We start from the raw sequence: 22,868 nt of genomic DNA, 5'->3' as shown, positions 1-22,868 counted from the left end.
GGATCGCCAGCAGGCCGATGACCATCTCCAGCGAACGCTCCACGGCGATGCCCACCAGCACATCCGGCCCCACCCCGCGCGCGATCAGCAGGTGTGCCAGCTGGTTGGCCCGGGCATTGAGCTGGGCATAACTGAGTTGCTGGCCGGCAAAGGCCAGGGCTGGCGCATCAGGCTGCTGCTGGGCCTGGGCTTCGAAACGGGCATGCACCGGCCAATCCAGGGCGTAGCCCACGCGGGTGTCGTTCCACTGCCGGACAATCTGCTCGTGCTGCTGGCCATCGAGCAATGGCAGGTTGCCGATGCTTTGCTCCGGGTCAGCAACCATCGCGCGCAACAGCCCCAGCCAGTGCCGGCCCATACGTTCGATGGTCGCCAGCTCGAACAGTTCGTTGGCGAAGGTCAATGCGGCGTGCAGGCTGCCGCCTTTTTCGTAGGTATCCAGGGTCAAGTCGAATTGCGTGGTACGGCTGCGGGGCTCGATCACTTCAAGCTGCAGGTCATTGCCGACCTTCAGGGCACTGACATCGGCCACCTGCGGCTGATGGTTGTACATCACCTGGAACAGCGGGTTCTGGCCCAGATTGCGCTCCAGCCTGAGAGCATCGACCAGTTGCTCGAACGGCAGTTCCTGATGTGCCTGGGCGCCGAGGGCGCTGTCCTTGATCTGCGCAAGCAGGGCTGAAACCGACATCTGCGGGTCAAGCCGTGTCCGCAATACCTGGGTATTAACGAAAAAGCCGATGAGGCCTTCGACTTCTCGCCGGTTGCGGTTGGCGATCGGTACACCGACACGCACATCACATTGGCCGCTATAGCGCTGCAGCAACACGCTGAAGGCACCGAGCAAGAGCATGAACAGGGTGACGCTCTGTTGGCGGGCCAGGGCGCGCAGTTGCTCGGCCAAGTCGCTGTCGAGCAGCAACTCGTGACGTGTACCGGCATAACTGGGCAACGCCGGGCGCGGATGATCCAGCGCCAGCTCGAGCGGTGGATGATCGTCGCCCAACTGCGCGCGCCAGTACGCCAGTTGGCGCTCCTGCTCCCCTGCCTCCAGCCAGCGCCGCTGCCACAGGGCATAGTCACTGTACTGTAGGCCCAGGGCCGGCAACTGCGGTGTGTGCTGCAGGTCACGCGCCTGATAACAATGGGTGAATTCATCGATCAGCACATTCATCGACCAGCCATCGGAGACGATGTGATGAAGGGTCAGTAGCAAGACATGCTCGTGCGCCTGCAAGCGCAGCATCGCCACCCGCAGCAAGGGTCCGTTTTCCAGGTCGAAAGGCTGCAACACCTGCTGGCGCGCCGCGGCGTGTACTTGCTGCTCCCGCGCCTCGGCATCCAGATGGGTGAAATCCTGCTGCTCGATCTGCACCGGCGCAGTGATTGCCACGGGTTCGACACTGCCATCCTCCTGGCGGACAAACGCGGTACGCAAGGTGGCATGGCGCTGCACCAGGTCGGCAAAAGCCTGCTCCAGTGCTTGCAGGTTGAGCGTGCCGCGCAGGCGCACAGCGCTCGGCAGGTTGTAGGCCGCGCTCTGCGGGTCCAATTGCCAGAGCAACCACATGCGTTGCTGGGCGTAGGAAATCACCTGTTCTTGCAGCGCCACCTCACGAGACGGGATAGGCAACTGAGCGAAGTCCACCCCTTCGCGCTGTAGCGCCTGGAGAAACAGCCGACGCTTTTCCAAAGGCAGGTCGATATAGCGTCGGGCAAGTTTCAGCGCATCTTCAGCGTTCATCAGCAGTCATCCATCTTGAGAGGGCAACGAACCTGTGAGGGTCGATATCCAAGGGAAACGGATGGCCAAAGCGGAAAATTAACCGTCGAACGTGGTGACCGCCCGCCCGCTGAAACATTTTCTTTCAACTAGCCCTGCGGGTTTTACGATTCTCATTCGTCTTAATAGTTACAGCCCCAACGCTGAGCATCGGCTCGACCTCAATTTCTCTGAAAAGACACCTGCAATGTCCCAAAAACCGAAAAAGTCCAAATCCAGACTGTGGTTCCTGGTCCATAGCTGGCTCGCCCTGCCGATCTGGTTCTTCGTCCTGATTGTCTGCGTCACCGGCACCCTGGCGGTGGTCAGCCAGGAGATCGTCTGGCTGGCAAACCCCGATGTGCGCGCCAGCAAGCCCAACGATGACGCCGAACGCCTGAGCTTCCAGCAAGTGCTCGATGCCCTGTACAAGGCCGAGCCGGACATGGCCGTGCGTTTCATTAGCCAACCGGACGGTTCGCACTTCGCCCTGAACGCTGCCGTCACCTACCCCGATGGCAGCGCCCCGACCCTGTACGTCAACCCCTATACCGGGGCGATTCAGGGCAAGAGCCCATCGTTCAGCTTTGAGGCATTCACCCGCGCCCTGCATGGCTGGTGGCTGGTGCCCTTCACCAATGGCTTCAGCTGGGGCTGGTACCTGGTGTCGCTGCTCGGCCTGCCGATGCTGGCGTCGCTGGTCACCGGGCTTGTGGTCTATAAACGGTTCTGGAAGAGTTTCTTCAAGCCGACCTTGCGCTTTAACCATGGCACGCGGATCTTCTGGGGCGATTTCCATCGCCTGAGCGGGATCTGGTCGATCTGGTTCATTGCGGTGATCTCCATCACCGGCACCTGGTTCCTGATCCAGGCAATCCTGGCCGACAACCACGTGAGCATTTCCACCGAGCCTGTGGTGCCGGTGATTGCCCGCGAGGACGTGCCGCGCACCGAATCCGGGGAACCTGCGCCACGCATCGACCTGGATGAAGCCACGCGCATCGCCAAAGAGCAGATTCCCGGCCTCGACGTGAGTTTCGTATCGCTGCCCGGCAACGCCTATGCCCATATCTACCTGGGCGGACGCGGTTGGTATCCGTTGATGTTCCAGACGGCCAACGTCAACCCGTACAACAGCAAAATCGATTCGCAGTTCCTGGTCAGCGACCGTTCGGCCCTGGAGTTCGTCACCGAATCCATGCGCCCATTGCACACCGGTGACTTCGGTGGCCTGACCATCAAGCTGATCTGGGCCTTCTTCGGCCTGGTGCTGTCGATGATGGTGCTCAGCGGCCTGCTGATCTGGACCAAACGCACCGCCCAGGCCACCGCCGCGGCGCTCAAACGCAATGAACGCACGGCGCGCCCTGAAGCCCCCGCCGACATCGCTTCGGAGGCCAGCCTATGAGCAAGGCAGCAGTTGCGCCGCAAAGCCCGCTGAGCCGTTTCTGGCACAAATGGCGTTTTCACCTGAACATCCTGCTGTTGCTGATCCCGCTGGGCTTCATGCCCAAGTACTTTGCCGATGCGGCGCTGTTCCGTGGCGACAGCGGCCTGGGCGAACGTGAACTGGGCGAAATCCAGGTCGGCCCCTGGCGGGTAAACCTGGCCGAACTGCGCAACGAGGCGCCAGTGGCCGACGGTCCGGCCGGCTACTTCAAGTCCTTCAACGCCAGCCTCTGCAAGACCTGCATCGACCAGGTCAAGGCCGTCTACCTGCGCATCGGCAAACCACGCAGCCTGCGCGCCGCCGGCACGATCTTCTTCGGCCCGCCCTACCGCATGGGCACCAGCCTGCCGATCCCGGCCAAGACCCGCCCGGACGCCGACATCTGGATCACCCTCGAAGGCTGGGACGGCAGCATGCACCAGGCCGCCGTACCGCTGAGCAAGGCATCGCCGGCCACCGTCGCCTGGCTGAACGAACAAGGAGGCAAATGATGAAGTCCACCGTCCGCAGGCTGCTCCTGCCCCTGTTGTTACTGGGCGCTGCCAGCCCGGCCCTGGCCCACAACCCGATGTGCGAATGCAAGCCGATCGACGCTGGGCAGATCGAGTGCACGGGCGGCTTTTCCGATGGCAGCGGCGCGCCCGGCGTGACCCTCGATGTGATCGGCTACAACGAAGAGATCCTGGTACCCGGCAAGCTCGGGGAAAATTCGAAACTGACCTTCAAGCGCCCCGAGGGCGAGTTCTACGTGCTGTTCGACGCGGGCCCCGGTCACGTGGTGGAAATCGACTACGCAGATATCGAGCAATGAGCCGGGTCCAGCTGGTGCGCCCGGCCGGCGCCGGGCATGAAACCTTGTATGTGTTGCTGGTCAGCCTGCTGATCCTGGCGCTGGCCGCGGGCATCGTCGCCCTGCGCGGCGAGCGCCATGACGAAGTCAGCATCGAGGCCCATCAACTCGATGCCAGGCGCGACCTCAGCGCCGCCGAGCAAGGGGTGTATGCCGACCTGCGGGTGGCCTTCGAAGAAATCCAGCTGCGTCGCGAAGAAGACCCGACCCTGCTTGAGGTGGCGGTGCTGGCCGAAGAAGGCTTCCCGCCGTTTGTCCAGGATGCCAGTAGCGCCAGCCGCGGCGAGCATCAATGGCAACTGCTCGGCGCACAGGCCTACCTGGGCCTGAGCCAGTCACCGACAGTGGCCGGCAGCTTCCTCTTGCTGGTGCCAGCGGCCCATGACGGCGCTGCCGATATCTGGCTGCAGCGCCAGGCTGACGCCAGTGTCCCTGCCGAGCTGAAACCTGCCGCCCTGATCGCCGCCGGCTGGCAGCAGATAGCCGCCCAATACGACGCTGGCGTCACCCGCCAGCACCGCCACTGACACAAGGACGCCCCATGCTCCGCTCCGCCCTCGCCCGCCGTCTTTTGACTGTGTTCATTGCTGTGGCCCTGCCCGGTCTGGCCCAGGCCGACAGCAATGGCAAGCCGCTGCGTATCGGCATCACCCTGCATCCGTACTACAGCTACGTGACCAACATCGTCGGCGACAAGGCCGAAGTGGTGCCGCTGATTCCGGCCGGCTTCAACCCCCATGCCTATGAGCCACGGGCCGAGGACATCAAGCGTATTGGCAGCCTCGATGTGGTGGTGCTCAACGGCATTGGCCACGATGACTTTGCCGACCGCATGATCACTGCCAGCGAGAAGCCGCAGATCACCGTGATCGAGTCCAATACCAACGTACCGCTGCTGGCCGCCACCGGTGTGGCCGCCCGCGGTGCTGGCAAGGTGGTCAATCCGCACACTTTCCTGTCGATCAGCGCCAGCATCGCCCAGGTCAACAACATCGCCCGCGAGCTGGGCAAGCTCGACCCGGACAATGCCAAGTACTACAGCCAGAACGCCCGCGCCTATGCCAAGCGCCTGCGCAAGCTGCGCGCCGACGCCCTGGCCCAGGTCACTGAAGCACCGGGCGCGGAGTTTCGCGTTGCCACCATCCACGCCGCCTACGACTACCTGGTGCGCGAATTCGGCCTGGAAGTCACCGCGGTGGTCGAGCCGGCCCACGGCATCGAGCCCAGCCCGAGCCAGTTGAAGAAGACCATCGACCAGCTCAAGGCCTTGGACGTGAAGGTGATCTTCTCGGAGATGGACTTCCCGTCGGCCTATGTTGAGACCATCCAGCGCGAGTCCGGGGTGAAGATCTACCCGCTGACCCACATCTCCTACGGCGACTACAGCAAGGAGAAGTATGAGGTAGAGATGAAGCGCAACCTCGACACCGTGGTCCGGGCGATCAAGGAGTCCAAGGCATGACCGTTGCCGAAACCGTCATCACCCTGCCGTGCGGGCCCGCCATCGAGTTCACCGGCATCGACCTCAGCCTGGGCCGCACGCGCATTCTCGACCAGGTCAGCTTCAAGGTCGCCGCCGGTAGCGTACACGCACTGGTGGGCCCCAACGGCGGCGGCAAGAGCTCGCTGGTCAAGACCCTGCTCGGGCAGATGCCGCACCAGGGCCAACTGACGTTGACCTGGCCAGGCGATACCCAGGTGATCGGCTATGTTCCCCAGGCGCTGGAATTCGACCGTGGCCTGCCGATGACCATCGACGACTTCATGGCCGCCATGTGCCAACGCCGCCCGGCGTTTCTTGGCCTGTCACGCAAGGCTGCCCCGGCCATCGATGCCGCACTGGAGCGGGTCGGCATGCTCGATAAACGCAAGCGACGCATGGGCGCCCTCTCCGGTGGCGAACGTCAGCGCGTGCTGCTGGCCCAGGGCCTGATCCCGGCGCCGCAGCTGTTGGTGCTGGATGAGCCGATGTCGGCGCTGGACGAAGCCGGCACCCAGGTGTTCGAACGCTTGTTGCTGGACTGGCGCGCCGCTGGCACTACGGTGCTGTGGATCGAGCATGACCTGCAAGCGGTGGCGCGCCTGGCTGACAAGGTCACCGGGCTCAGCCGCCGGGTACTGTTCGACGCCCCGCCGAAACAGGCCCTGACTCCGGAGAGTTTGCTCAGCCTGTTCTCCATCCACCCGCGCAGCGAGAGCACCGCCTGATGAACTACGAAGAATTTCGCCTGCTGATCCAGGGCTGGGCCAGTTCCGGCTACCTGCCTGAGGCCCTGGCCTATGGCTTTGTGGTCAATGCCTTGCTCGCCGGCTTGATGATCGGCCCGGTGCTGGGCGGGCTCGGCACCCTGGTGGTGGTCAAGCGCTTTGCCTTCTTCTCCGAAGCCGTCGGCCACGCCGCGCTGACCGGGGTAGCCATCGGCATCCTGCTCGGCGAACCCTACACCGGTCCTTACGCCAGCCTGTTCGGCTACTGCCTGCTGTTCGGCATCCTGCTGAACTTCTTGCGCAACCGCACCGGGCTGTCGCCAGACACCCTGATCGGCGTGTTTCTCTCGGTGTCCCTGGCCCTGGGCGCCAGCCTGCTGCTGATGCTGGCCGGCAAGATCAACGTGCACATCCTCGAGAACGTGTTGTTCGGCTCGGTGCTCACTGTCGGTGGCCAGGACCTGCTGGTGCTCGGCATTGCCGGCACGCTGGTACTGGCGCTGGCCCTGCCGCTGTACAACCGCATCATGCTGGCCAGCTTCAACCCGCAACTGGCGGCGGTGCGTGGCGTGGCGGTGAAAAGCCTGGACTACCTGTTCGTGGTGCTTGTCACCCTGGTCACGGTGGCCGCAGTGAAGGTCATCGGCGCCATCCTGGTCGGCGCCCTGCTGGTGATTCCGGCCGCCGCGGCGCGCCTGATCAGCCAGTCGCTCAAGGGTTTCTTCTGGGCTTCGGTGCTGATCGCCACCCTGAGCACCCTGGTCGGTATCCTGCTGCCCATCGTCTTTGACCTGCCGGTGCCCTCGGGCGCGGCGATCATCCTCGTCGCCGGCGGCTGCTTCGCCCTTGCCGCCCTGGCCCGCGGCCTTGTTCCACGCCTGCAAGGAAACCCGGCATGACCTTCGAACTCAAGCACCTGTGCCTGGCCCTGGCCCTGGCCGGCCTGCCCACCCTGGGCCTGGCGCAGAACACCCCGGCTGCGGCCAAACAACAGGCGACCGTCACCGTCCTCGCCTCGCTGCCGGTCACCCATGCCCTGGCCAACGCCCTGCTCGACGGCACGGCGGTCAAGCTGCAGCGCGCCGCACCGGAGAATATTCCGGCGTCGCGCCAGCCTTCCTACTTCAGCGGCCGTGGTGGCCCGAGCCTGCAGAAAGCGGCAAGCCAGGCCGATGCGGTGATCGCCTTGCGTTCGATCTGGAGTGACGATCCGCTCTATCCGGTAGCACGGCGCAGCAACATCCGTATCGTTGAGATCGACGCCGCCCGCCCGGTGGACGGGGCCCTGCCGGGAATCGCCGTGCAAGGCAACAATGCCTTTACCGCCTACCCCTGGCTCAACCCCACTAACTTCGGGCGCATGGCCGACGTCCTGGCCAACGACCTCGGCCGCCTGAGCCCGAGCGAGCAAACGAAGATCCAGGCCAACCTGGCCAACCTCAAGCGCCAGTTGCTGGAACTCAGCGCTGGCAGCGAATCACGCCTGGCTGAGGCTGACAACCTGAGCGTGGTCAACCTGTCGGAGCGTCTGGACTATTTGATCAGCGGCCTCAACCTCGACCTGATCGATCACCCGCGTGTGGCGGACGATCAGTGGGATGCGGCGGCCCTCAAGCGCCTTGGCGACGAACTCAAGGGCCAGGGTGCAGCACTGGTGCTGCATCACAAACAGCCGAGCAAAGAACTGGCCGACGTGATCGCCGCCTCTGGCGCCAAGCTGGTGGTGGTCGATACCGATCCGCAAGATACCCTGGTGGGGTTGAAAGCCAGTGTCGAGCAAGTGGTGGGGGCATTGGTGCCAGGTAACAGCTGAACCCGCTCTCATCAAACAAAATATAAGCCACTGATTCTTAAGTCTCTTAGGCTGCCACAAGCTGATACCCCAGTTTCCGGGCTTTGCGAAGCAAAGCCCGGAGCTGTCGGTCTTGGCTTCTGGCTTCAAATGCATCAAGGCCCTGTTCAACATAGGTCTGTTTCTTTGTGAGGAGTGTGTAGACCAGTCGGGCAAGTTGATGCGCTGTAGCCTTGATTGCACAGCTGGTGTCCATACGGGTCAGCCTGGCCCGATGGGATGCCCCGATGAACCCCTTGTCGTTGCGGGCATTGGAGGCTGCCTGCTTGAGTGCTTGAGCTGCTCGATTGATTACTTTGGGGCCTCCCCCCGATAACTGGCGGCCGCCCGAAATTCGAGTTGGTGGAGCCAGACCTAACCAAGAGCAAAAGTGCTGTGAAGACGGAAATCGTGAAAGGTCAGAGCCTATCTCGCCCGCCAGCACTAACGCGGTATCTACTCCAATTGTCGGAATAGCGGTCAAATCCACCCCCAGAACTCGCCACAGTCCCTGATGTAAAGCCGTCTGCTGAGCTCCAGTCCGATGCGGGCTTCGCAGAACCTTCCTGGAGGGTTGCGGCGCACTCTCCAGCACCGGCAGTTGTTCCAAAGCTTTGCTTATGACGTCGTCGCACTCGGCGATTTGCTGCTCCAGGAAATCGTATGCAGCCAATTCCTGCTCCAGCGCATGCAGATGCTCACGGCGCCAATTGCCATGAAGACTACGCGCAATAGTGTCTTTACCAGCTTTGATACGTGCGTCGGTTAACTCGGCAAGCCGAGCAGGATCTCGTTCGCCTGCGATGATCGCTCGCAAAATCCTCATGCCAGTGACACCGGAAATATCACTGATGACATTGGCCAATTGGATGTTCATTTGGCTCAGCGCCTTCTGCATCCGGTTCAGGGTTTGAGCTTGGTCTTTCACTTTGAAAGCCCGTTGCCTGACCAGTGAGCGGACACAGCAAGTCGGATCACTGGGGCGGAAAGCGCCTCGCAGAAGGCCGTGGGTCATCAGCTGCCAGATCCATTGGCAGTCCAACACATCCGACTTACGGCCAGTGATTTGCCGGGTAGCACGGGCGTTGACGAGATAGACCTCGAATCCCCGCTCACTGAGAATTTCGTAAATCGGAATCCAGTAAACGCCTGTGGATTCCATCGCAACGACCTTGACCTGCAAACTCTCAAGCCAATCGGCCAATTTATGCAGGTCGTCAGTGAAGGATGTGAACGACTGGACGGGGTCCTCGTGCCGAGGATCGACCGCGACAAAGTGCTCTCGGCTGCCGACATCGATCGCAGCACAATCTGGATGAACGACTGTAAAGCGTTGTTTGGAAGGCTTGCGCGCCATAGTGAATCCTCGCAGGATAAAGGGCGCGCGGGGCACACGGTGGCGAAAGGGTTCACTCTCTCATACGTGGTCACAGCTGGTTAAGCTGATGCCTACAGGGACTTCACGCCGATACCGTGCGGATCACTCTCCCACGCGGGTGTGCGGACACACACCAGTGCTGGCTACGATCTCTGTCCCGCGCGCTCAAACCCTAACAAAGCAAAAGGCGGCTGGCCCTACCGGGCCAGCCGCCTTTTGCTTTTCAAAATGTCAGCGCCGCTGCAGACCTGAAGCCATGCACTTCATGTTTGCTGCGCGACAGCGCAGCCCGGAGGGCTGGGTGATCTCCCACAGGTAGAAGCGGGCTTGCCCCGCCAAACCCAGGGCATGGGGTTGTGCGGTAAAGCCCAGCCACAGCCCACCCCACCCCACCCCACAAGCGGGGTTACCGTGCTGTTCCCTTGCGCGGTTTGTAAAAGAGGAAATCCCCGGTCTCGGTGGTCTTCACATAGGCGCGCGCCCAGTCCGGTGAAACGCGGCGGTCATGGAAGTACAACGCACCACGGGTACGGTCATCCAGTTGCCGGTTCAGCGCCTTGCGTGCGATTTCCTTGGCGATGGCATAGCGGGTTTCTTCCTGGACCGAATCCGAGCGCCCGTCACACCACCAGGAAAACTGGCAATTACCGGTCTCGGAGCCTTGCTTGACCACGCCACAGACGGTGTCCGGGAACCCGTCATGCCCCAGACGGTTCATCACCACGCTGGCCACTGCTTCCATGTCCGCGGCCTTGCCGCCCTTCGATTCCCAATAGATGCTGCGCGCCATACAGGTGATGGCGTCGTCCAGGGCCGCCACGCCGGCCGGATCCACCGCCTGGACTTCGCTCTGAGTGATGGCTTTACTCTTGGTCGCCGGGGGCGCATCGGGTTGAACAGTTGCTTTTTGCTCCAGCACTTGGGCTTTTTCCTCGGCCACCTGGGCTTTGGATTCAGTGGCCAGCGTCAGGGGGGCTGAGAAGGCCAGGACCAGGCAGGCTACAATCATCGGCAGGCGCATACGGGACCTTTGGCAGGTGAGGGGAGTAAAACTTCCCGTTATAGGGTCGACCACACGGCGCTCAAAACATTCCAGCTGTTCGACGACGGGCGACATCGCGCATCATGGGCGCAGTCCGTTCAAGGGAGATTTTCATGCGCGTCCTGTCATCCGTACTGGGTCTTGCCAGCCTGCCGCTGGCCTTGCTGGTCGCCAGCGCAACCCAGGCTAGCGAGCCGTTGCAGTTGGTCGATGCGATCAACAGCTACCGCAGCCAGGCCCAGCGCTGTGGCGGGCAGGCGTCGCTGGAGCTGCCGCCACTGGCCAACGACCCTCGGCTGGTGCTGCCCGCTACCGGCAGTGTGGATCTGCGCTCGGCCCTGGCGCAGGCAAGTTATCCAATGGTCAATGTCCAGGCCATCACCCTCAATGGTCCCCAGGACGCCCAGGCCGCCATGAAAGCGGTGCAGGAAAGTTTCTGTCAGGTGGTACTCGCCCCGCAGTTCATTGATATCGGCGTCAGTCAGCAAGGTCGCGATTGGCGCATTGTCCTGGCGCGGCCGCTGTTGGCCGGGAAGCTGGGCGACTGGCAGGCCGAAGGCCAGAAGCTGCTTGAGATGATCAACAGTGCCCGCAGCCAACAGCGCCAGTGCGGCACCCAGACCTTTAGCGCTACCACACCGTTGGCCTGGAACGCCGTCCTGGCCGGCGCTGCCGAAACCCATACACGGGCCATGGCCAATCAGAATTTCCTCGACCACCGCGATCGCGATGGCCATACCCCGGGCGATAGAGCGGAACTGGCGGGCTATGCCGGCCAGCAGAGCGGCGAGAACATCGCCGCCGGGCAGGACACCCCGCGCAAGGTGGTCGATGGCTGGCTGGCCAGCCCCGGCCATTGCGCCAACCTGATGAACCCGCAGTTCAGTGAGCTGGGCGCCGCCTATGCGGTCGATCCCAAGAGCGATGCCGGGATCTACTGGACCGCCATGTTCGGCGCGCCGTAAGCACCGTCTTCAAAAAGCTAGGGTGCCAGGTAAATTCGCGCAAGCGGGCCAGTGTTCAAATGGAGGTGAGCAAGTGAAATTTTTGGTTGTTGCTCAGCATAGAAGCGAATACCCGCAGCCCATTACCTTTGCCAAGGGTGCTGCGCTGGTCGTTGGCGAATGCTATGAAGGTGAGGAAGGTTGGGACAGCTGGTACTTGTGCAGTACCCCCGGTCAGCAGGACGGTTGGGTGCCGGGCCAGGTGATTGAGCGGCTGGATGGCAACCGTGGCAGAGCGCTGGAGGATTATTGCGCCCGAGAGCTGGAGGTGGATCCGGGTGAGCGTCTGCTGGGCGGTAGGCAGTTGAATGGCTGGGTGTGGTGTTGCAAGGACACTGATGGCACTGCCGGGTGGGTGCCGTTGGCGGTGGTGCGGCCGGTTTTGTAATCTGATCCGGCCAAATCGCGGGGCAAGCCCCGCGAAGCGCCCTCTAGTCAGGCCATTGCCGCCAGCATCAGTTCCAGGTTCTGCACCGCTGCCCCCGAGGCACCCTTGCCCAGATTGTCGAATACGGCCGTCAGCAGCACCTGCCCATGGGCCTCATTGGCAAACACCGCCAGGCGCAGATCGTTGCTGTCATTCACCGCTTGCGGATCAAGCACTGGTGGTGCCTCGCCATGCTCCAGCGGCGCCACCTGCACATAGCGCGAGCCGTGGTAATGCTGATGCAGGCACTCATGCAGACGAGCAGCACTGACCCCGGCCGGCAACAGGCGCGTCTGCAGGGCAATGGTCAAGACAATACCCTGGCGGTAACTGCCATAACTGGGCACGAACACCGGCCGGTGCGACAAGCCGGCATGCTGCTGAATCTCCGGCACATGCTTGTGATCCAGGTTCAGCCCATATACCAGCACCCCTTGGGCCGCTTGTACTCCAGCTGTTTCGTGGCGTTCGACCGCGGCACGGCCGCCGCCGGAATAGCCCGACAGCGCATTGACGGTCAGCGGGTAGTCAGCTGGTACTAGCCCTGCGCCCACCAATGGTCGCAACAAGGCAATGGCGCCAGTGGGATAGCAGCCGGGATTGCTGACCCGCTTGGCCAGGGCGATCCGCTCGGCCTGTCGTTCGTCCAGTTCGGGCAAGCCGTAAACCCAACCTGGCGTGGTGCGATGCGCGGAGCTGGCGTCAATCACCCGCACCTTCGGGTTGGCGATCGCCGCCACCGCCTGTCGTGCCGCGTCATCGGGCAGGCACAGCAGCGCCACATCGGCACTGTTGATCGCCTCGGCGCGGCGCTGAGGGTCCTTGCGCTCGCTGTCGGGCAGGGTCAGCAAGCGCAGGTCATCGCGTCCGTGCAAGCGGGCGTGGATCAGCAGGCCGGTGGTGCCTTGGTCGCCATCGATAAAGACAAGAGGCTGGTGCATGGTGCTCTCAATGAATCAGGACAGGGAGTGCCTATGCTCGCGCCGATCTGGACGAAAGAAAATTTGAATATCATGATGCTGACATTCATAAATACTGAATGACAAAAGCCCATGCGTGAAATCAGTCTCGACCGCCTGCGGACCTTGGTGGTGATTGCCGACCTCGGCTCCTTTGCCCAGGCCGCCCGACTCCTCAACCTCGCCCCGCCCACCGTAAGCCTGCACATTGCCGATCTGGAGGCGCGTATCGGCACGCCATTGCTATCTCGTCAGCGCGGACAGATCCATCCCACGGCCATTGGTGAAACCTTGCTCGAGCGTGCGCGCCGCCTGTTGGCCGATGCCGAACAGGCGCTGGATGAGGTGCAACGCCAGGTTCAGGGCCTGAGTGGCCGGGTGCGCCTGGGGGCGTCGACCGGTGCCATCGCCCACCTGCTGCCGCAAGCGCTGGATATTCTCGGCGTGCGCCACCCCGGGATCGATGTGCAGGTGCAGGTGCTGACCTCGCGTGAATCCCTGGGCCGTCTGCAGGACGGCACCCTGGATCTGGGTCTGGTGGCACTGCCGCAAGCCGCGGTCAAAGGCGTGCAGATCCAGCCCTGGCGCCGCGACCCGATCATGGCTTTCATCCCTGCCAGCTGGGCGCCGCCATCGCGCATCACGCCTGCCTGGTTGGCCAGTCGGGCGCTGATCCTGAATGACAGCACCACCCAGTTGTCGCGGGTGACCAGCGATTGGTTCGCCACGGCTGGCCTGCAACCGGACGCGCGAATCCAGCTCAACTACAACGACGCGATCAAGAGTCTGGTAGCGGCCGGTTACGGCGCCACTTTGCTGCCCCATGAAGCCAGTTCGCCGGAGCCTGACCCACGGTTGTGCATGCGCCCGCTGCGCCCGGGGTTGTGGCGTCACCTGGGAATTGCCAGTCGGCAAGGGCAGGTCGAGCAGAGCACCGGCTTTGTGCTGCAGGTGTTGGTCGAGCTGGCGGTGCAGGCCAGCCGTTAGACCAACCGCACCTGGGTGCCACGTTGCTGCCAGGCGCGCTCACCCAGGCGCTCCTGGACAAAGGCCAGGGCTTTACGCTGCAACTGGTCCAGGTGGCGGTCGCGTTGCTTCTCGGCATCGACCATGGCCCGCTTGCCATGCTGCTGAAGCAAGTAGGTATGGATCTGCTGCACTTCAACCGTACGGTAGATCGGCGCCATGTCGAGCACTGCCACCAGACCCTCGCTGGCATGATCGCGAGTGTTCATCAGCACCTGGGGCCCACGGGCGGCGATGACTGCAAAGTCCATGGCCTCGAAGTACGCGACCTTGCTCACCGCGCAGGCCAGTTCCGCATGGGGGTAGCGTTCGGTCATCTGTGCCAGCATGGCCCGGGCGATGCCCTGGCGGCGGTATTGGTTGTGCACGGCAAGGTAAGCCACGCTACAGGCCTCGGGATCGTCCTGCACAGGAAGGTACAAGAGAAAACCGGTAACGGTCTGTGGATCACGCGGGTCGGTGGCCACGATCAGTTCGACGCACAGGTCGCGTGATCCGGCCATGGCTTCCAGGTACAGGTGTACCTCGAAGCCGATGGCGTACTGGTAGAGGTTGTACAGCGGGTTGCTCGGGGTGATGCCGACAGCACTGATGTCGGTCAGGTAGTCGACCACCATCTGCAGGATCTGGCTCTTGATCGACTCCTCGGGCGGGGCGACAAAGTGGGTGAGGGCGAACATGGGGCAAACTCCAAACGAAAAAGCTTGGGGCAAGTCTACAGGTCTGTGGGCGTTACCCCTGCTTTTTGATGATCACATCGGCAATGCTCGATGGCGCCTCGGCGTATTTGGTGAATTCCATTGTGTAACTGGCTCGGCCTTGGGTCATGGAGCGCATCTGGGTGGAGTATCCGAACATCTCGCCCAGCGGCACCTCGGCCCGTACCACCTTGCCAGCCGGGCTATCTTCACCTTCCTGGATCAACCCGCGGCGTCGGCTCAGATCGCCGAGGATGTCGCCCTGAAACTCCTCGGGTGTCACCACCTCGACTTTCATCACCGGCTCCAGCAGCACTGCGCCGCCTTTTTGCGCCAGTTGCTTGGTGGCCATGGAGGCGGCGACCTTGAAGGCCATTTCATTGGAGTCGACGTCGTGGTACGAGCCGTCGAACACGGTAGCCTTCAGGCCGATCAGCGGATAACCGGCCAGCACCCCGTTCTTCATCTGTTCTTCGATGCCTTTCTGGATCGCCGGGATGTACTCGCGGGGCACCACGCCACCCACTACCTCATTGACGAACTCCAGGCCTTCCTTGCCTTCCTCGCCCGGTGCGAAGCGAATCCAGCAGTGGCCGTATTGACCGCGGCCACCGGACTGGCGGACGAACTTGCCTTCGATCTCGCAGGTATTGCGGATTTTCTCGCGGTAGGCGACCTGCGGCTTGCCAATATTGGCCTCGACACCGAATTCGCGCTTCATGCGGTCGACGATGATATCCAGGTGCAGCTCACCCATGCCGGAGATGATGGTTTGCGCCGTTTCTTCATCGGTGCGCACGCGGAATGAGGGGTCTTCCTGGGCCAGCTTGCTCAGGGCGATGCCCATTTTTTCCTGGTCGGCCTTGGTCTTGGGTTCTACCGCCACCGAGATCACCGGGTCAGGGAAGTCCATGCGTTCGAGGATGATCGGCTTGTTGATGTCGCACAGGGTGTCGCCGGTGGTGACATCTTTCATGCCGATCAACGCGGCAATGTCGCCGGCGCACACGGCTTTGATTTCGGCGCGCTGATTGGCGTGCATCTGCACCATGCGGCCAACCCGTTCCTTTTTGCCCTTGACCGAGTTGAGCACCGCATCGCCGGAACTGAGCACACCGGAATAGACCCGGGCGAAGGTCAAGGTGCCGACGAAGGGGTCGGTGGCGATCTTGAACGCCAGGGCCGAGAAGGGTTCGCTGTCGTCGGCGTGACGCTCCAGGTGTTTATCTTCGTGATCAGGGTCGGTGCCGTTGATCGCCGGGATTTCCGAGGGTGCCGGCAGGTAGTCGATCACCGCGTCAAGCATCAGCGGCACGCCCTTGTTCTTGAACGAGGAGCCGCAGATGGCCGGGACGATTTCATTGGCCAGGGTGCGCTGGCGCAGGCCGGCCTTGATCTGCTCATTGCTCAGTTCCTGACCGTTGAGGTAGAGCTCCATGAATTCGTCATTGGCCTCGGCGGCGGCTTCGATCATGTGCGCGCGCCATTCATTGGCCAGGTCCTGCATATCAGCTGGGATGTCTTCTTCGCGATAGCTCGTGCCCTGGTCGTCTTCGTTCCAGTAGATGGCCTTCATCTTCACCAGGTCGACCTGGCCGGAGAAATGTTCCTCGGCGCCAATCGCCAGCTGGATTGGCACCGGATGGTGGCCCAGGCGCTTGTCGATCTGCTTGACCACGCGCAGGAAGTCAGCGCCCTGGCGGTCCATCTTGTTGACATAGGCCAGGCGCGGTACATGGTACTTGTTGGCCTGGCGCCAGACCGTCTCCGATTGCGGCTCTACGCCATCGGCGCCGCTGAACACCACCACCGCGCCGTCGAGCACGCGCAACGAGCGTTCCACCTCGATGGTGAAGTCGACGTGGCCGGGGGTGTCGATAATGTTGAAGCGGTACTTGCTGGGGAACTGTTTGGTCGAACCTTGCCAGAACGCCGTGGTGGCGGCGGAGGTAATGGTGATTCCGCGTTCCTGTTCCTGGGCCATCCAGTCCATGGTCGCGGCACCGTCGTGCACCTCGCCCATCTTGTAGTTGACCCCGGTGTAAAACAGGATGCGTTCGGTGGTGGTGGTCTTGCCGGCGTCAACATGGGCGACAATGCCGATGTTGCGGTACAGCTCGATGGGGGTGGTGCGCGCCATGATGGGTCACCTGTGCGTGATGCGGATGAAGAGGGTTCTCCCAAGGTAGCAGAAGTGGGCCAGCTTGCACGGCGGTGCATGGTTGAACAGGGCTCAGCCATGGTGTGAGCAAGCATCGGTTGTAAAGCGCCCTTTGCCTGACGCTTAATCGTTCTATCCGCTTGCCAATGGAGTACGACAATGCCGCTGGAAAAACCCGTAAACGCGTGGTGCCTGACTCATCCACTGATCGCTGATCTGATGGCGTTACGTGCGGCCAGCTGGTTTAACCCGCAGCTTGCAGCGAGCGAGCAGGCCTTGGGTGATGTGCCGCTGAGCAGGCAGGATGTGCGTGAGGCCCGTGACCGTTTGCAGCGTTTCGCGCCGTTCATCCAGTCGGCCTTCGCCGAAACGGCGGTCAGCAAAGGCATTATCGAGTCGCCACTGCTGCCGCTGTCGGCCCTGCACGAGGTGTTGCGTGCCGAGCATCAATTGCCTGAAGGCGGTGCGCTGTGGCTCAAGGCTGACAACCTGCTGCCGATTTCCGGGTCGATCAAGGCGCGTGGCGGCATCTATGAAGTGCTCAAGCATGCCGAAGACCTGGCGCTGGCTGGCGGCTTGCTGAAACCGGGCGATGACTACGCCAAACTCGACAGTGAAGCGGCGCGGGCTTTCTTCGGCCAGTACAGCATCGCCGTGGGGTCTACCGGTAACCTCGGCTTGTCGATCGGCATCATCAGTGCGCGCCTGGGCTTGAAGGCCACGGTGCACATGTCGGCTGACGCCCGGCAATGGAAAAAGGACCGTTTGCGTGCCCATGGCGTCGAAGTCCGCGAATACAGCGCCGACTACAGCGTGGCGGTGGAGCAGGGGCGGCGGGAGGCCGAAGCAGATCCGCGTTGCCATTTCGTTGACGACGAGAACTCGCACAACCTGTTCCTCGGTTATGCCGTGGCGGCCGAGCGCCTGCAGCAGCAGTTGGCAGAGCAGGACATTGCGGTGGATGCCGAGCATCCGTTGTTTGTCTACCTGCCCTGCGGCGTGGGCGGTGGTCCTGGCGGCGTGGCCTTCGGCCTCAAGCTGGTGTTCGGTGATGCGGTGCATTGCCTGTTCGCCGAGCCGACCCATTCGCCATGCATGTTCCTCGGTGTCTATACCGGGCTGCACGATGACGTCTCGGTGTATGACTTCGGTATCGACAACCAGACCGCTGCCGACGGCCTGGCGGTAGGCCGGCCTTCGGGCTTTGTCGGCCGGGCGATGCAGCGTCTGATCGATGGCTACTACACCGTCGACGACGCCACCTTGTACCGTCTGCTGGCGCAGATGCAGGCGTGCGAAGGCTATGAGCTGGAGCCATCGGCACTGGCCGGTGTGCCGGGCATGGTCCGGGTGCTGCAGGAGCAACAGGGCTATCGCCAGCGTCTGAACCTGACTGCAGCGCGCATGGCACAGGCTACCCATCTGGTCTGGGGCACCGGAGGCAGCATGGTGCCGCGGGCCGAAATGGACGCTTACCTGGCCCAGGGCCGCGCAGTGCTGGCTGGGCAATGACCGTGCTCAACTTGCCGCCGCGCCTTGGCGCACGCCTGGCGGGGGCGCAGTTTGCCAATCTGCACACCTTTGCCGTAGCTGCACGGAACTTGAGCTTTACCCTGGCGGCTGAGGAACTGTGCCTGACCCCGAGCGCCGTCAGCCATCGCATCGCCCGGCTCGAGCAGGCACTGGAGCTGCGCCTGTTCGAGCGCCTGACCCGGCAGATACGCCTGACGGCAGAAGGCGAGCGGCTGTACCGTCTTGTGCAGGGATTGCTGGAGGACCTGGAAGAAGCCCTGCAAGCGGATTCGATTTCCACCGTCAGCGGTGCGTTGACCCTCTATGCCCGACCGTCCATCACCCAGTGCTGGCTGGTGCCGCGGCTGGCGGATTTCCAGCAGCGTTATCCGCAAATCAGCCTGGATATTCGCACCGGTAACGAGGCGGTGGATTTTCGTGCCCGGCATATCGACCTGGCACTGCTGTACGGTGATGGGGAATTTCCTGGCCTTGTCGGCCAGCTACTGATGACTGAACAGGTCGCGCCGGTGTGCAGTCGCCAATATGCCGAGCGCCACGGCCTGATTGATGCGCCAGAGCGCTTGCAGCAGTGCACCCTGTTGCATGATGCCCTGGCCTGGGAACATGCGGCTTTCGATGCCGAATGGCAGCGTTGGGCGCGTCTGCATAATGCGCAGGCGTACCTGCCGAGCGCGGGGATGACCTTCGACCGTGCTGATCTGTGTGCGCTGGCTGCGAGCAACCATGTGGGAGTAGCCATGGGCCGTCGGCAACTGGTGCAACCATTGATCGATCAGGGGCAGTTGATCTTGCCGTTTGGCGATTTCGAGGCGGCGGCCGGGCAGGGCTATTACCTCGTGCATCCTTTGCGGGAGTCAGTGCCAGTGCGGGTGCGGGTGATGATCGAGTGGTTGCGCGAATGTGCGCAGTGATGGGCTGACGCTTGTGGGATTCATCCGCGAAGGGGCGCGTAGCGGCCCCAGAATGTGGGACTGCTATGCAGTCCTTCGCGGATGACTCCGCTCCCACTCAGAACCAGCGGTCGTTGCGTTTGCGTCCACGGCTCAGGGCCGGAAGAATCAGGCCGGCGAGCAAGCCGGCACCGGCGATACCGCCACCGTAGACCATGTAACGCATCAATACCTGTTTGTTCTCATCGCCCAGGCGCGCCTGGGTGCTGCGCAGCTGCGACTGGGTTTCGCTCAACTCGGCATTGAGCGCCTTGCTGTGTGCTTGCAGTTCCTCGATCAGGGCTTTGCGCGAGTCCAGGGTTTCCTGCATGCCCTGCACGCGGGTGTTCCAGCTGTCGTCGATGGTCTTGAGCTGCTGGCTCAATTGACTGACCTGCTCGGTCAGTTGCGGCACGCGCTCGGCCTGGCCGGGAACCGGCTGCAGGTCGCTGCTGGTAATCCAGACGATATCGCCGGATTCACCGCGTACCTGGCTGTAGTCGCCTTGGGTGGTGAGCAGGGTGACTTTCTGTCCGGACTTGAGGTTGCCGACGATGCGGTGGCCATTGGTAGGCCCGCTGCGCACGAAGGTGTTCAGGCTGTCGCTGACCCAGCGTTCGTTGCTGGTGGTTTCTTCGGCCTGCACCGGGCCGCTCAGGGCAATCAGCGCGCCGATCAGGCCGAGGGCAAGCCTGTTGCGCGGGCGCAGGGCAGAAGAGGAAACAGGGGCAAGCGCCGCAGGAACAGGACGAGAGATAGGCATGATGGTCTTCGCGGGAAGTAAAAAATAAAAGCCCGATGACTGGGCCGGTGAACACGGGCGCGCACGCAAGCCGCCAGCTGAAAGACCACTTTTCTGCAGGCAGGTTCACTGAAATAGGTAGGAAAATGGCAGCAAATGTTGCGGGCACAAGCTGTGCCCGCAATCAGCGCAGGGGCTGGATCAGCTCACGACGCGGTAGCAGGGCACGTACTCGGCGCCACCGGGCAGCTTCATCCGGTGCTGGGCCACGAAGGCTTCCAGCAGCTTGCCCAAGGGGTGCAGCACGGCGGTATCGCCATGGATCTGGTAAGGGCCGCTTTTTTCGATCAGGCGGATACCCTTGTCCTTGACGTTGCCGGCGACAATCCCGGAGAACGCCCGGCGCAGGTTGGCGGCCAGTTCATGGGCTGGCAGGTCGTGGCGCAGTTGCAGGCTGGCCATGTTCTCGTGGGTCGGGTCGAAGGGGCGCTGGAAGCTTTCTTCGATCTTCAGCAGCCAGTTGAAGTGGAAGGCGTCGTTGCGCTCGCGGCGGAACTGCTTGACCTGCTTGAGCCCTTCGACCATCTGTCGGGCCACTTCGGCCGGGTTGTCGATGATGATCTGGTAGTAGCTGCCGGCTTCTTCGCCGAGGGTGGCTTGTACGAAGGCATGCAACTGCTGCAGATAGGGTTCGGCGCTTTTCGGCCCGGTGAGGATGACCGGGAACGGCAGGTCGCGGTTGTCCGGGTGCATGAGAATGCCGAGCAGGTACAGGAACTCTTCGGCAGTCCCGGCGCCACCGGGGAAGATGATGATGCCGTGGCCGACGCGGACGAAGGCTTCCAGACGTTTTTCGATGTCCGGCAGGATCACCAGCTCGTTGACGATCGGGTTAGGCGCTTCGGCGGCGATGATGCCAGGCTCGGTCAGGCCCAGGTAGCGGCTGCCGCTCATGCGCTGCTTGGCATGGGCAATGGTTGCGCCCTTCATCGGGCCCTTCATCACGCCCGGGCCACAGCCGGTGCAGACGTCCAGCTTGCGCAGGCCCAGCTCGTGGCCGACCTTCTTGGTGTACTGGTATTCCTCGCTGCTGATCGAATGACCGCCCCAGCACACCACCATCTTCGGCTCCACGCCCGGGCGCAGGGTGCGGGCGTTGCGCAGCAGGTGGAAGACGTAGTCGGTGATGCCCTGGGAGCTTTCCAGGTCGATGCGCTGGCTGGCCAGTTCGCTTTCGGTGTAGACGATGTCGCGCAGGGCGCTGAAGAGCATTTCGCGGGTGCTGGCGATCATCTCGCCATCGACGAAGGCGTCGGCCGGGGCATTGAGCAGCTCCAGGCGCACACCGCGATCCTGTTGGTGAATGCGCACCTCGAAGTCTTTGTAGGCTTCGAGGATGGTCTTGGCGTTATCGACATGCGCGCCGGTGTTGAGGATCGCCAGCGCGCACTGGCGGAACAGGGTGTACAGGCTGCCGGAACCGGCTTCACTCAGTTGCTGTACTTCACGTTGAGACAGTGTTTCCAGGCTGCCTTTTGGGCTGACGGATGCATTGATAACTTCACGTTGGGGCATTCTGGGTTTCCTGTGAGCGGGTAAACGTCCATCTTCAGAACACCACCATACCGACAAATTGTCGCAGCAACGAGTGACTTTGTGCTCAGGCCTTTTCCTGTGCCTGAGGATCGGCCTTCCAGCCAACCGCCTGCAAAGCGTCGAGCAGTTGCCCGGGCTTCAGCGCCAGGGCCTGCTGGCCGTTGGCCTGAAGGTCGCTGGCCGCAAGCATCGCGTTGAGGATGGCTTCCTCCACAGCATCGGCCGCCGCGCAGAACAGCGCGGAGATGTGGTCGTTGTTGACCATCTGCACGGTAGTGGTCGGTACACCCGGGCGGCCGACATTGGTCACCGGCAGATCGTTGTTGCCCACCGAAAAGGCTACGAAGATGTCGCCGCTGGTGTCCTCGGTGCCGCCACCGACCCGTGCCAGGCCCACGCTGGCGCGCTGGGCCAGGCGCGTGCACTGGTGGGGCAGCAGCGGGGCGTCGGTGGCGAGGGTCACGACGATCGAGCCCATGCCGGCTTCACCGACGCTTTCGCTGCCGCGAAACGGTGAAGGCAACTTGCCCAGCACCTGGCCCACTGGATAACCGCCGACCCGTAGTGCTTCGCGCACGCCGTAGTTGGCCTGCACCAGGGCGCCGACGGTCCAGCCACCGGCCTCGGCGTTCAGCACCCGCGAGGAGGTGCCGATGCCACCCTTGAACTCGTGGCAGATCATCCCGGTGCCGCCCCCCACGCAGCCTTCGGCCACGGGTCCCGAGCGGGCATCGGCCAGGGCGGCATGGACGTGTTCGGCAGTGACATGCTGGCCCCAGATGTCATTGAGCACGCCGTCGTAGGTTTCCAGCACCGTGGGCATGCACCAGTAGGTGCGTTGTTTGCCCAGCTCGCGCTCGGCAGCCACCAGGGCGTCGCGGACCACGCCGACACTGTGGGTGTTGGTGTAGGCGATAGGGGTGGTCAGCAGGCCCGCTTCGCGAATCCACTCCAGGCCGCTGGCGTCGCCATTGCCGTTGAGCACATGGACGCCGGCGAAGCACGGTTGCAGATGTGCCGGCTGTGGCCGTGGCTCGATCACGGTGACGCCGGTGTGCACCGCCAGTTCACCCGCTTCGCGGTGGATCGTGTGATGGCCCACGCGTACGCCGGGTACATCGGTGATGGCGTTGTAGACGCCGGGTTTGCCCACGCCAATACGAATGCCCAGGTCACGAATACGCATTGTTTCACTGCTCCATCGGAAAGGTTCGAAGGCCGGCCGCTGGATCATGCCGCACATGACAAACGGGGCGGGCAACCGCAATA

The 22,868-nt window shown here is 62.7% G+C and carries 22 protein-coding genes; 13 read left to right on the top strand and 9 right to left on the bottom strand.

Translation table 11 applies throughout. From position 1 onward, the window contains the following. A partial coding sequence (locus ACRESH_RS10795; RefSeq protein ID WP_431741976.1) for a condensation domain-containing protein occupies nt 1-1,744 on the bottom strand: 1,744 nt, incomplete at its 3' end. A gap of 226 nt (nt 1,745-1,970) precedes the next feature. Here ACRESH_RS10795 and ACRESH_RS10790 point away from each other — a divergent pair. Genes ACRESH_RS10790 through ACRESH_RS10755 form a run of 8 tightly spaced genes read left to right on the top strand, consistent with a single transcriptional unit; the run spans nt 1,971 to nt 8,083 of the window. Continuing rightward, nucleotides 1,971-3,170, top strand: a complete 1,200-nt coding sequence (locus tag ACRESH_RS10790) for a PepSY-associated TM helix domain-containing protein (protein WP_431741975.1) — start codon at nt 1,971-1,973, stop codon at nt 3,168-3,170. After that, nucleotides 3,167-3,703 carry a thiamine pyrophosphate-binding protein gene (locus tag ACRESH_RS10785; RefSeq protein ID WP_431741974.1) on the top strand — a complete coding sequence of 179 codons (537 nt, stop codon included), beginning with the start codon at nt 3,167-3,169 and terminating at the stop codon, nt 3,701-3,703. The genes ACRESH_RS10790 and ACRESH_RS10785 overlap by 4 nt, the downstream gene beginning before the upstream one ends. Continuing rightward, complete coding sequence (locus ACRESH_RS10780; protein WP_431741973.1) at nt 3,703-4,023, top strand: hypothetical protein; 321 nt, start codon at nt 3,703-3,705, stop codon at nt 4,021-4,023. Before ACRESH_RS10785 ends, ACRESH_RS10780 begins: the two co-directional genes overlap by 1 nt. Then, nucleotides 4,020-4,589 (top strand): DUF6162 family protein, encoded by a 570-nt coding sequence (locus ACRESH_RS10775; RefSeq protein ID WP_431741972.1) that lies wholly within the window; start codon nt 4,020-4,022, stop codon nt 4,587-4,589. The genes ACRESH_RS10780 and ACRESH_RS10775 overlap by 4 nt, the downstream gene beginning before the upstream one ends. A 14-nt stretch (nt 4,590-4,603) precedes the next feature. Beyond that, a complete protein-coding gene (locus ACRESH_RS10770; RefSeq protein WP_431741971.1) occupies nt 4,604-5,524 on the top strand; it encodes a metal ABC transporter substrate-binding protein in 921 nt (306 codons plus the stop codon). Beyond that, nucleotides 5,521-6,270, top strand: coding sequence for a metal ABC transporter ATP-binding protein (locus ACRESH_RS10765; protein WP_431741970.1), 750 nt, complete (start codon nt 5,521-5,523; stop codon nt 6,268-6,270). The genes ACRESH_RS10770 and ACRESH_RS10765 overlap by 4 nt, the downstream gene beginning before the upstream one ends. Continuing rightward, on the top strand, nt 6,270-7,169 hold the full coding sequence (locus tag ACRESH_RS10760) for a metal ABC transporter permease (RefSeq protein ID WP_431741969.1): 900 nt from the start codon (nt 6,270-6,272) through the stop codon (nt 7,167-7,169). Before ACRESH_RS10765 ends, ACRESH_RS10760 begins: the two co-directional genes overlap by 1 nt. Further along, on the top strand, nt 7,166-8,083 hold the full coding sequence (locus tag ACRESH_RS10755; RefSeq protein ID WP_431741968.1) for a metal ABC transporter substrate-binding protein: 918 nt from the start codon (nt 7,166-7,168) through the stop codon (nt 8,081-8,083). The genes ACRESH_RS10760 and ACRESH_RS10755 overlap by 4 nt, the downstream gene beginning before the upstream one ends. A gap of 46 nt (nt 8,084-8,129) precedes the next feature. Here ACRESH_RS10755 and ACRESH_RS10750 read toward each other — a convergent pair whose 3' ends face one another. Together ACRESH_RS10750 and ACRESH_RS10745 are read right to left on the bottom strand one after the other, a co-directional pair. Beyond that, nucleotides 8,130-9,458 (bottom strand): IS110 family transposase, encoded by a 1,329-nt coding sequence (locus ACRESH_RS10750; RefSeq protein ID WP_431741967.1) that lies wholly within the window; start codon nt 9,456-9,458, stop codon nt 8,130-8,132. Between the two features lie 427 nt (nt 9,459-9,885). Continuing rightward, a complete protein-coding gene (locus ACRESH_RS10745) occupies nt 9,886-10,500 on the bottom strand; it encodes a cell wall hydrolase (RefSeq protein WP_431741966.1) in 615 nt (204 codons plus the stop codon). A gap of 134 nt (nt 10,501-10,634) precedes the next feature. Here ACRESH_RS10745 and ACRESH_RS10740 point away from each other — a divergent pair, with 134 nt between their 5' ends. Both ACRESH_RS10740 and ACRESH_RS10735 read left to right on the top strand, forming a co-directional pair. Further along, nucleotides 10,635-11,486 carry a CAP domain-containing protein gene (locus tag ACRESH_RS10740; protein ID WP_431741965.1) on the top strand — a complete coding sequence of 284 codons (852 nt, stop codon included), beginning with the start codon at nt 10,635-10,637 and terminating at the stop codon, nt 11,484-11,486. Between the two features lie 73 nt (nt 11,487-11,559). After that, nucleotides 11,560-11,913, top strand: coding sequence for an SH3 domain-containing protein (locus ACRESH_RS10735; protein ID WP_431741964.1), 354 nt, complete (start codon nt 11,560-11,562; stop codon nt 11,911-11,913). Nucleotides 11,914-11,960: 47 nt separating this feature from the next. On the opposite strand, the gene argC is transcribed toward ACRESH_RS10735, so the two are convergent. After that, nucleotides 11,961-12,893 (bottom strand): N-acetyl-gamma-glutamyl-phosphate reductase, encoded by a 933-nt coding sequence (argC, locus tag ACRESH_RS10730; protein WP_431741963.1) that lies wholly within the window; start codon nt 12,891-12,893, stop codon nt 11,961-11,963. 111 nt (nt 12,894-13,004) lie between these two features. Between argC and ACRESH_RS10725 the strand changes: the two genes are divergently transcribed. Beyond that, on the top strand, nt 13,005-13,898 hold the full coding sequence (locus ACRESH_RS10725) for a LysR family transcriptional regulator (RefSeq protein WP_431741962.1): 894 nt from the start codon (nt 13,005-13,007) through the stop codon (nt 13,896-13,898). Here ACRESH_RS10725 and ACRESH_RS10720 read toward each other — a convergent pair. Continuing rightward, nucleotides 13,895-14,617, bottom strand: coding sequence for a GNAT family N-acetyltransferase (locus tag ACRESH_RS10720; RefSeq protein WP_431741961.1), 723 nt, complete (start codon nt 14,615-14,617; stop codon nt 13,895-13,897). The two genes, ACRESH_RS10725 and ACRESH_RS10720, sit on opposite strands and share 4 nt — an antisense overlap. Before the next feature lie 52 nt (nt 14,618-14,669). Beyond that, the gene (gene fusA, locus ACRESH_RS10715) at nt 14,670-16,775 is read right to left on the bottom strand and encodes an elongation factor G (RefSeq protein WP_431741960.1); all 2,106 of its coding nucleotides are present in this window, start codon (nt 16,773-16,775) and stop codon (nt 14,670-14,672) included. 180 nt (nt 16,776-16,955) lie between these two features. Here fusA and dsdA point away from each other — a divergent pair, with 180 nt between their 5' ends. Continuing rightward, nucleotides 16,956-18,308 carry a D-serine ammonia-lyase gene (gene dsdA / locus ACRESH_RS10710; protein ID WP_431741959.1) on the top strand — a complete coding sequence of 451 codons (1,353 nt, stop codon included), beginning with the start codon at nt 16,956-16,958 and terminating at the stop codon, nt 18,306-18,308. A gap of 2 nt (nt 18,309-18,310) precedes the next feature. After that, the gene (gene dsdC, locus ACRESH_RS10705) at nt 18,311-19,243 is read left to right on the top strand and encodes a DNA-binding transcriptional regulator DsdC (protein ID WP_431741981.1); all 933 of its coding nucleotides are present in this window, start codon (nt 18,311-18,313) and stop codon (nt 19,241-19,243) included. Between the two features lie 97 nt (nt 19,244-19,340). Here the strand turns inward: dsdC and ACRESH_RS10700 are convergent, their stop codons facing one another. The 3 genes from ACRESH_RS10700 to ACRESH_RS10690 form a co-directional block, all read right to left on the bottom strand. Next, complete coding sequence (locus ACRESH_RS10700; RefSeq protein WP_431741958.1) at nt 19,341-20,024, bottom strand: TIGR04211 family SH3 domain-containing protein; 684 nt, start codon at nt 20,022-20,024, stop codon at nt 19,341-19,343. 180 nt (nt 20,025-20,204) lie between these two features. Beyond that, nucleotides 20,205-21,578 (bottom strand): nucleotide 5'-monophosphate nucleosidase PpnN, encoded by a 1,374-nt coding sequence (gene ppnN, locus ACRESH_RS10695; protein ID WP_431741957.1) that lies wholly within the window; start codon nt 21,576-21,578, stop codon nt 20,205-20,207. An 85-nt stretch (nt 21,579-21,663) separates the two neighbouring features. Then, complete coding sequence (locus tag ACRESH_RS10690) at nt 21,664-22,785, bottom strand: P1 family peptidase (protein WP_431741956.1); 1,122 nt, start codon at nt 22,783-22,785, stop codon at nt 21,664-21,666. Nucleotides 22,786-22,868: the final 83 nt, after the last annotated feature.

It is taken from the genome of Pseudomonas sp., from assembly GCF_050739775.1.
In the GTDB taxonomy this organism is placed as follows: Bacteria; Pseudomonadota; Gammaproteobacteria; order Pseudomonadales; family Pseudomonadaceae; genus Aquipseudomonas.
This window is presented reverse-complemented; position numbering and strand designations above follow the sequence as displayed.

Excerpts from the sequence above, each read along its gene's own strand:
- ACRESH_RS10790 (WP_431741975.1), top strand. The coding sequence starts at position 1,971 with ATGTCCCAAAAACCGAAAAAGTCCAAATCCAGACTGTGGTTCCTGGTC.
- ACRESH_RS10785 (WP_431741974.1), top strand. The coding sequence starts at position 3,167 with ATGAGCAAGGCAGCAGTTGCGCCGCAAAGCCCGCTGAGCCGTTTCTGG.
- ACRESH_RS10780 (WP_431741973.1), top strand. The coding sequence starts at position 3,703 with ATGAAGTCCACCGTCCGCAGGCTGCTCCTGCCCCTGTTGTTACTGGGC.
- ACRESH_RS10775 (WP_431741972.1), top strand. The coding sequence starts at position 4,020 with ATGAGCCGGGTCCAGCTGGTGCGCCCGGCCGGCGCCGGGCATGAAACC.
- ACRESH_RS10770 (WP_431741971.1), top strand. The coding sequence starts at position 4,604 with ATGCTCCGCTCCGCCCTCGCCCGCCGTCTTTTGACTGTGTTCATTGCT.
- ACRESH_RS10765 (WP_431741970.1), top strand. The coding sequence starts at position 5,521 with ATGACCGTTGCCGAAACCGTCATCACCCTGCCGTGCGGGCCCGCCATC.
- ACRESH_RS10760 (WP_431741969.1), top strand. The coding sequence starts at position 6,270 with ATGAACTACGAAGAATTTCGCCTGCTGATCCAGGGCTGGGCCAGTTCC.
- ACRESH_RS10755 (WP_431741968.1), top strand. The coding sequence starts at position 7,166 with ATGACCTTCGAACTCAAGCACCTGTGCCTGGCCCTGGCCCTGGCCGGC.
- ACRESH_RS10750 (WP_431741967.1), bottom strand. The coding sequence starts at position 9,458 with ATGGCGCGCAAGCCTTCCAAACAACGCTTTACAGTCGTTCATCCAGAT.
- ACRESH_RS10745 (WP_431741966.1), bottom strand. The coding sequence starts at position 10,500 with ATGCGCCTGCCGATGATTGTAGCCTGCCTGGTCCTGGCCTTCTCAGCC.
- ACRESH_RS10740 (WP_431741965.1), top strand. The coding sequence starts at position 10,635 with ATGCGCGTCCTGTCATCCGTACTGGGTCTTGCCAGCCTGCCGCTGGCC.
- argC (WP_431741963.1), bottom strand. The coding sequence starts at position 12,893 with ATGCACCAGCCTCTTGTCTTTATCGATGGCGACCAAGGCACCACCGGC.
- ACRESH_RS10725 (WP_431741962.1), top strand. The coding sequence starts at position 13,005 with ATGCGTGAAATCAGTCTCGACCGCCTGCGGACCTTGGTGGTGATTGCC.
- ACRESH_RS10720 (WP_431741961.1), bottom strand. The coding sequence starts at position 14,617 with ATGTTCGCCCTCACCCACTTTGTCGCCCCGCCCGAGGAGTCGATCAAG.
- fusA (WP_431741960.1), bottom strand. The coding sequence starts at position 16,775 with ATGGCGCGCACCACCCCCATCGAGCTGTACCGCAACATCGGCATTGTC.
- dsdA (WP_431741959.1), top strand. The coding sequence starts at position 16,956 with ATGCCGCTGGAAAAACCCGTAAACGCGTGGTGCCTGACTCATCCACTG.
- ACRESH_RS10700 (WP_431741958.1), bottom strand. The coding sequence starts at position 20,024 with ATGCCTATCTCTCGTCCTGTTCCTGCGGCGCTTGCCCCTGTTTCCTCT.
- ppnN (WP_431741957.1), bottom strand. The coding sequence starts at position 21,578 with ATGCCCCAACGTGAAGTTATCAATGCATCCGTCAGCCCAAAAGGCAGC.
- ACRESH_RS10690 (WP_431741956.1), bottom strand. The coding sequence starts at position 22,785 with ATGCGTATTCGTGACCTGGGCATTCGTATTGGCGTGGGCAAACCCGGC.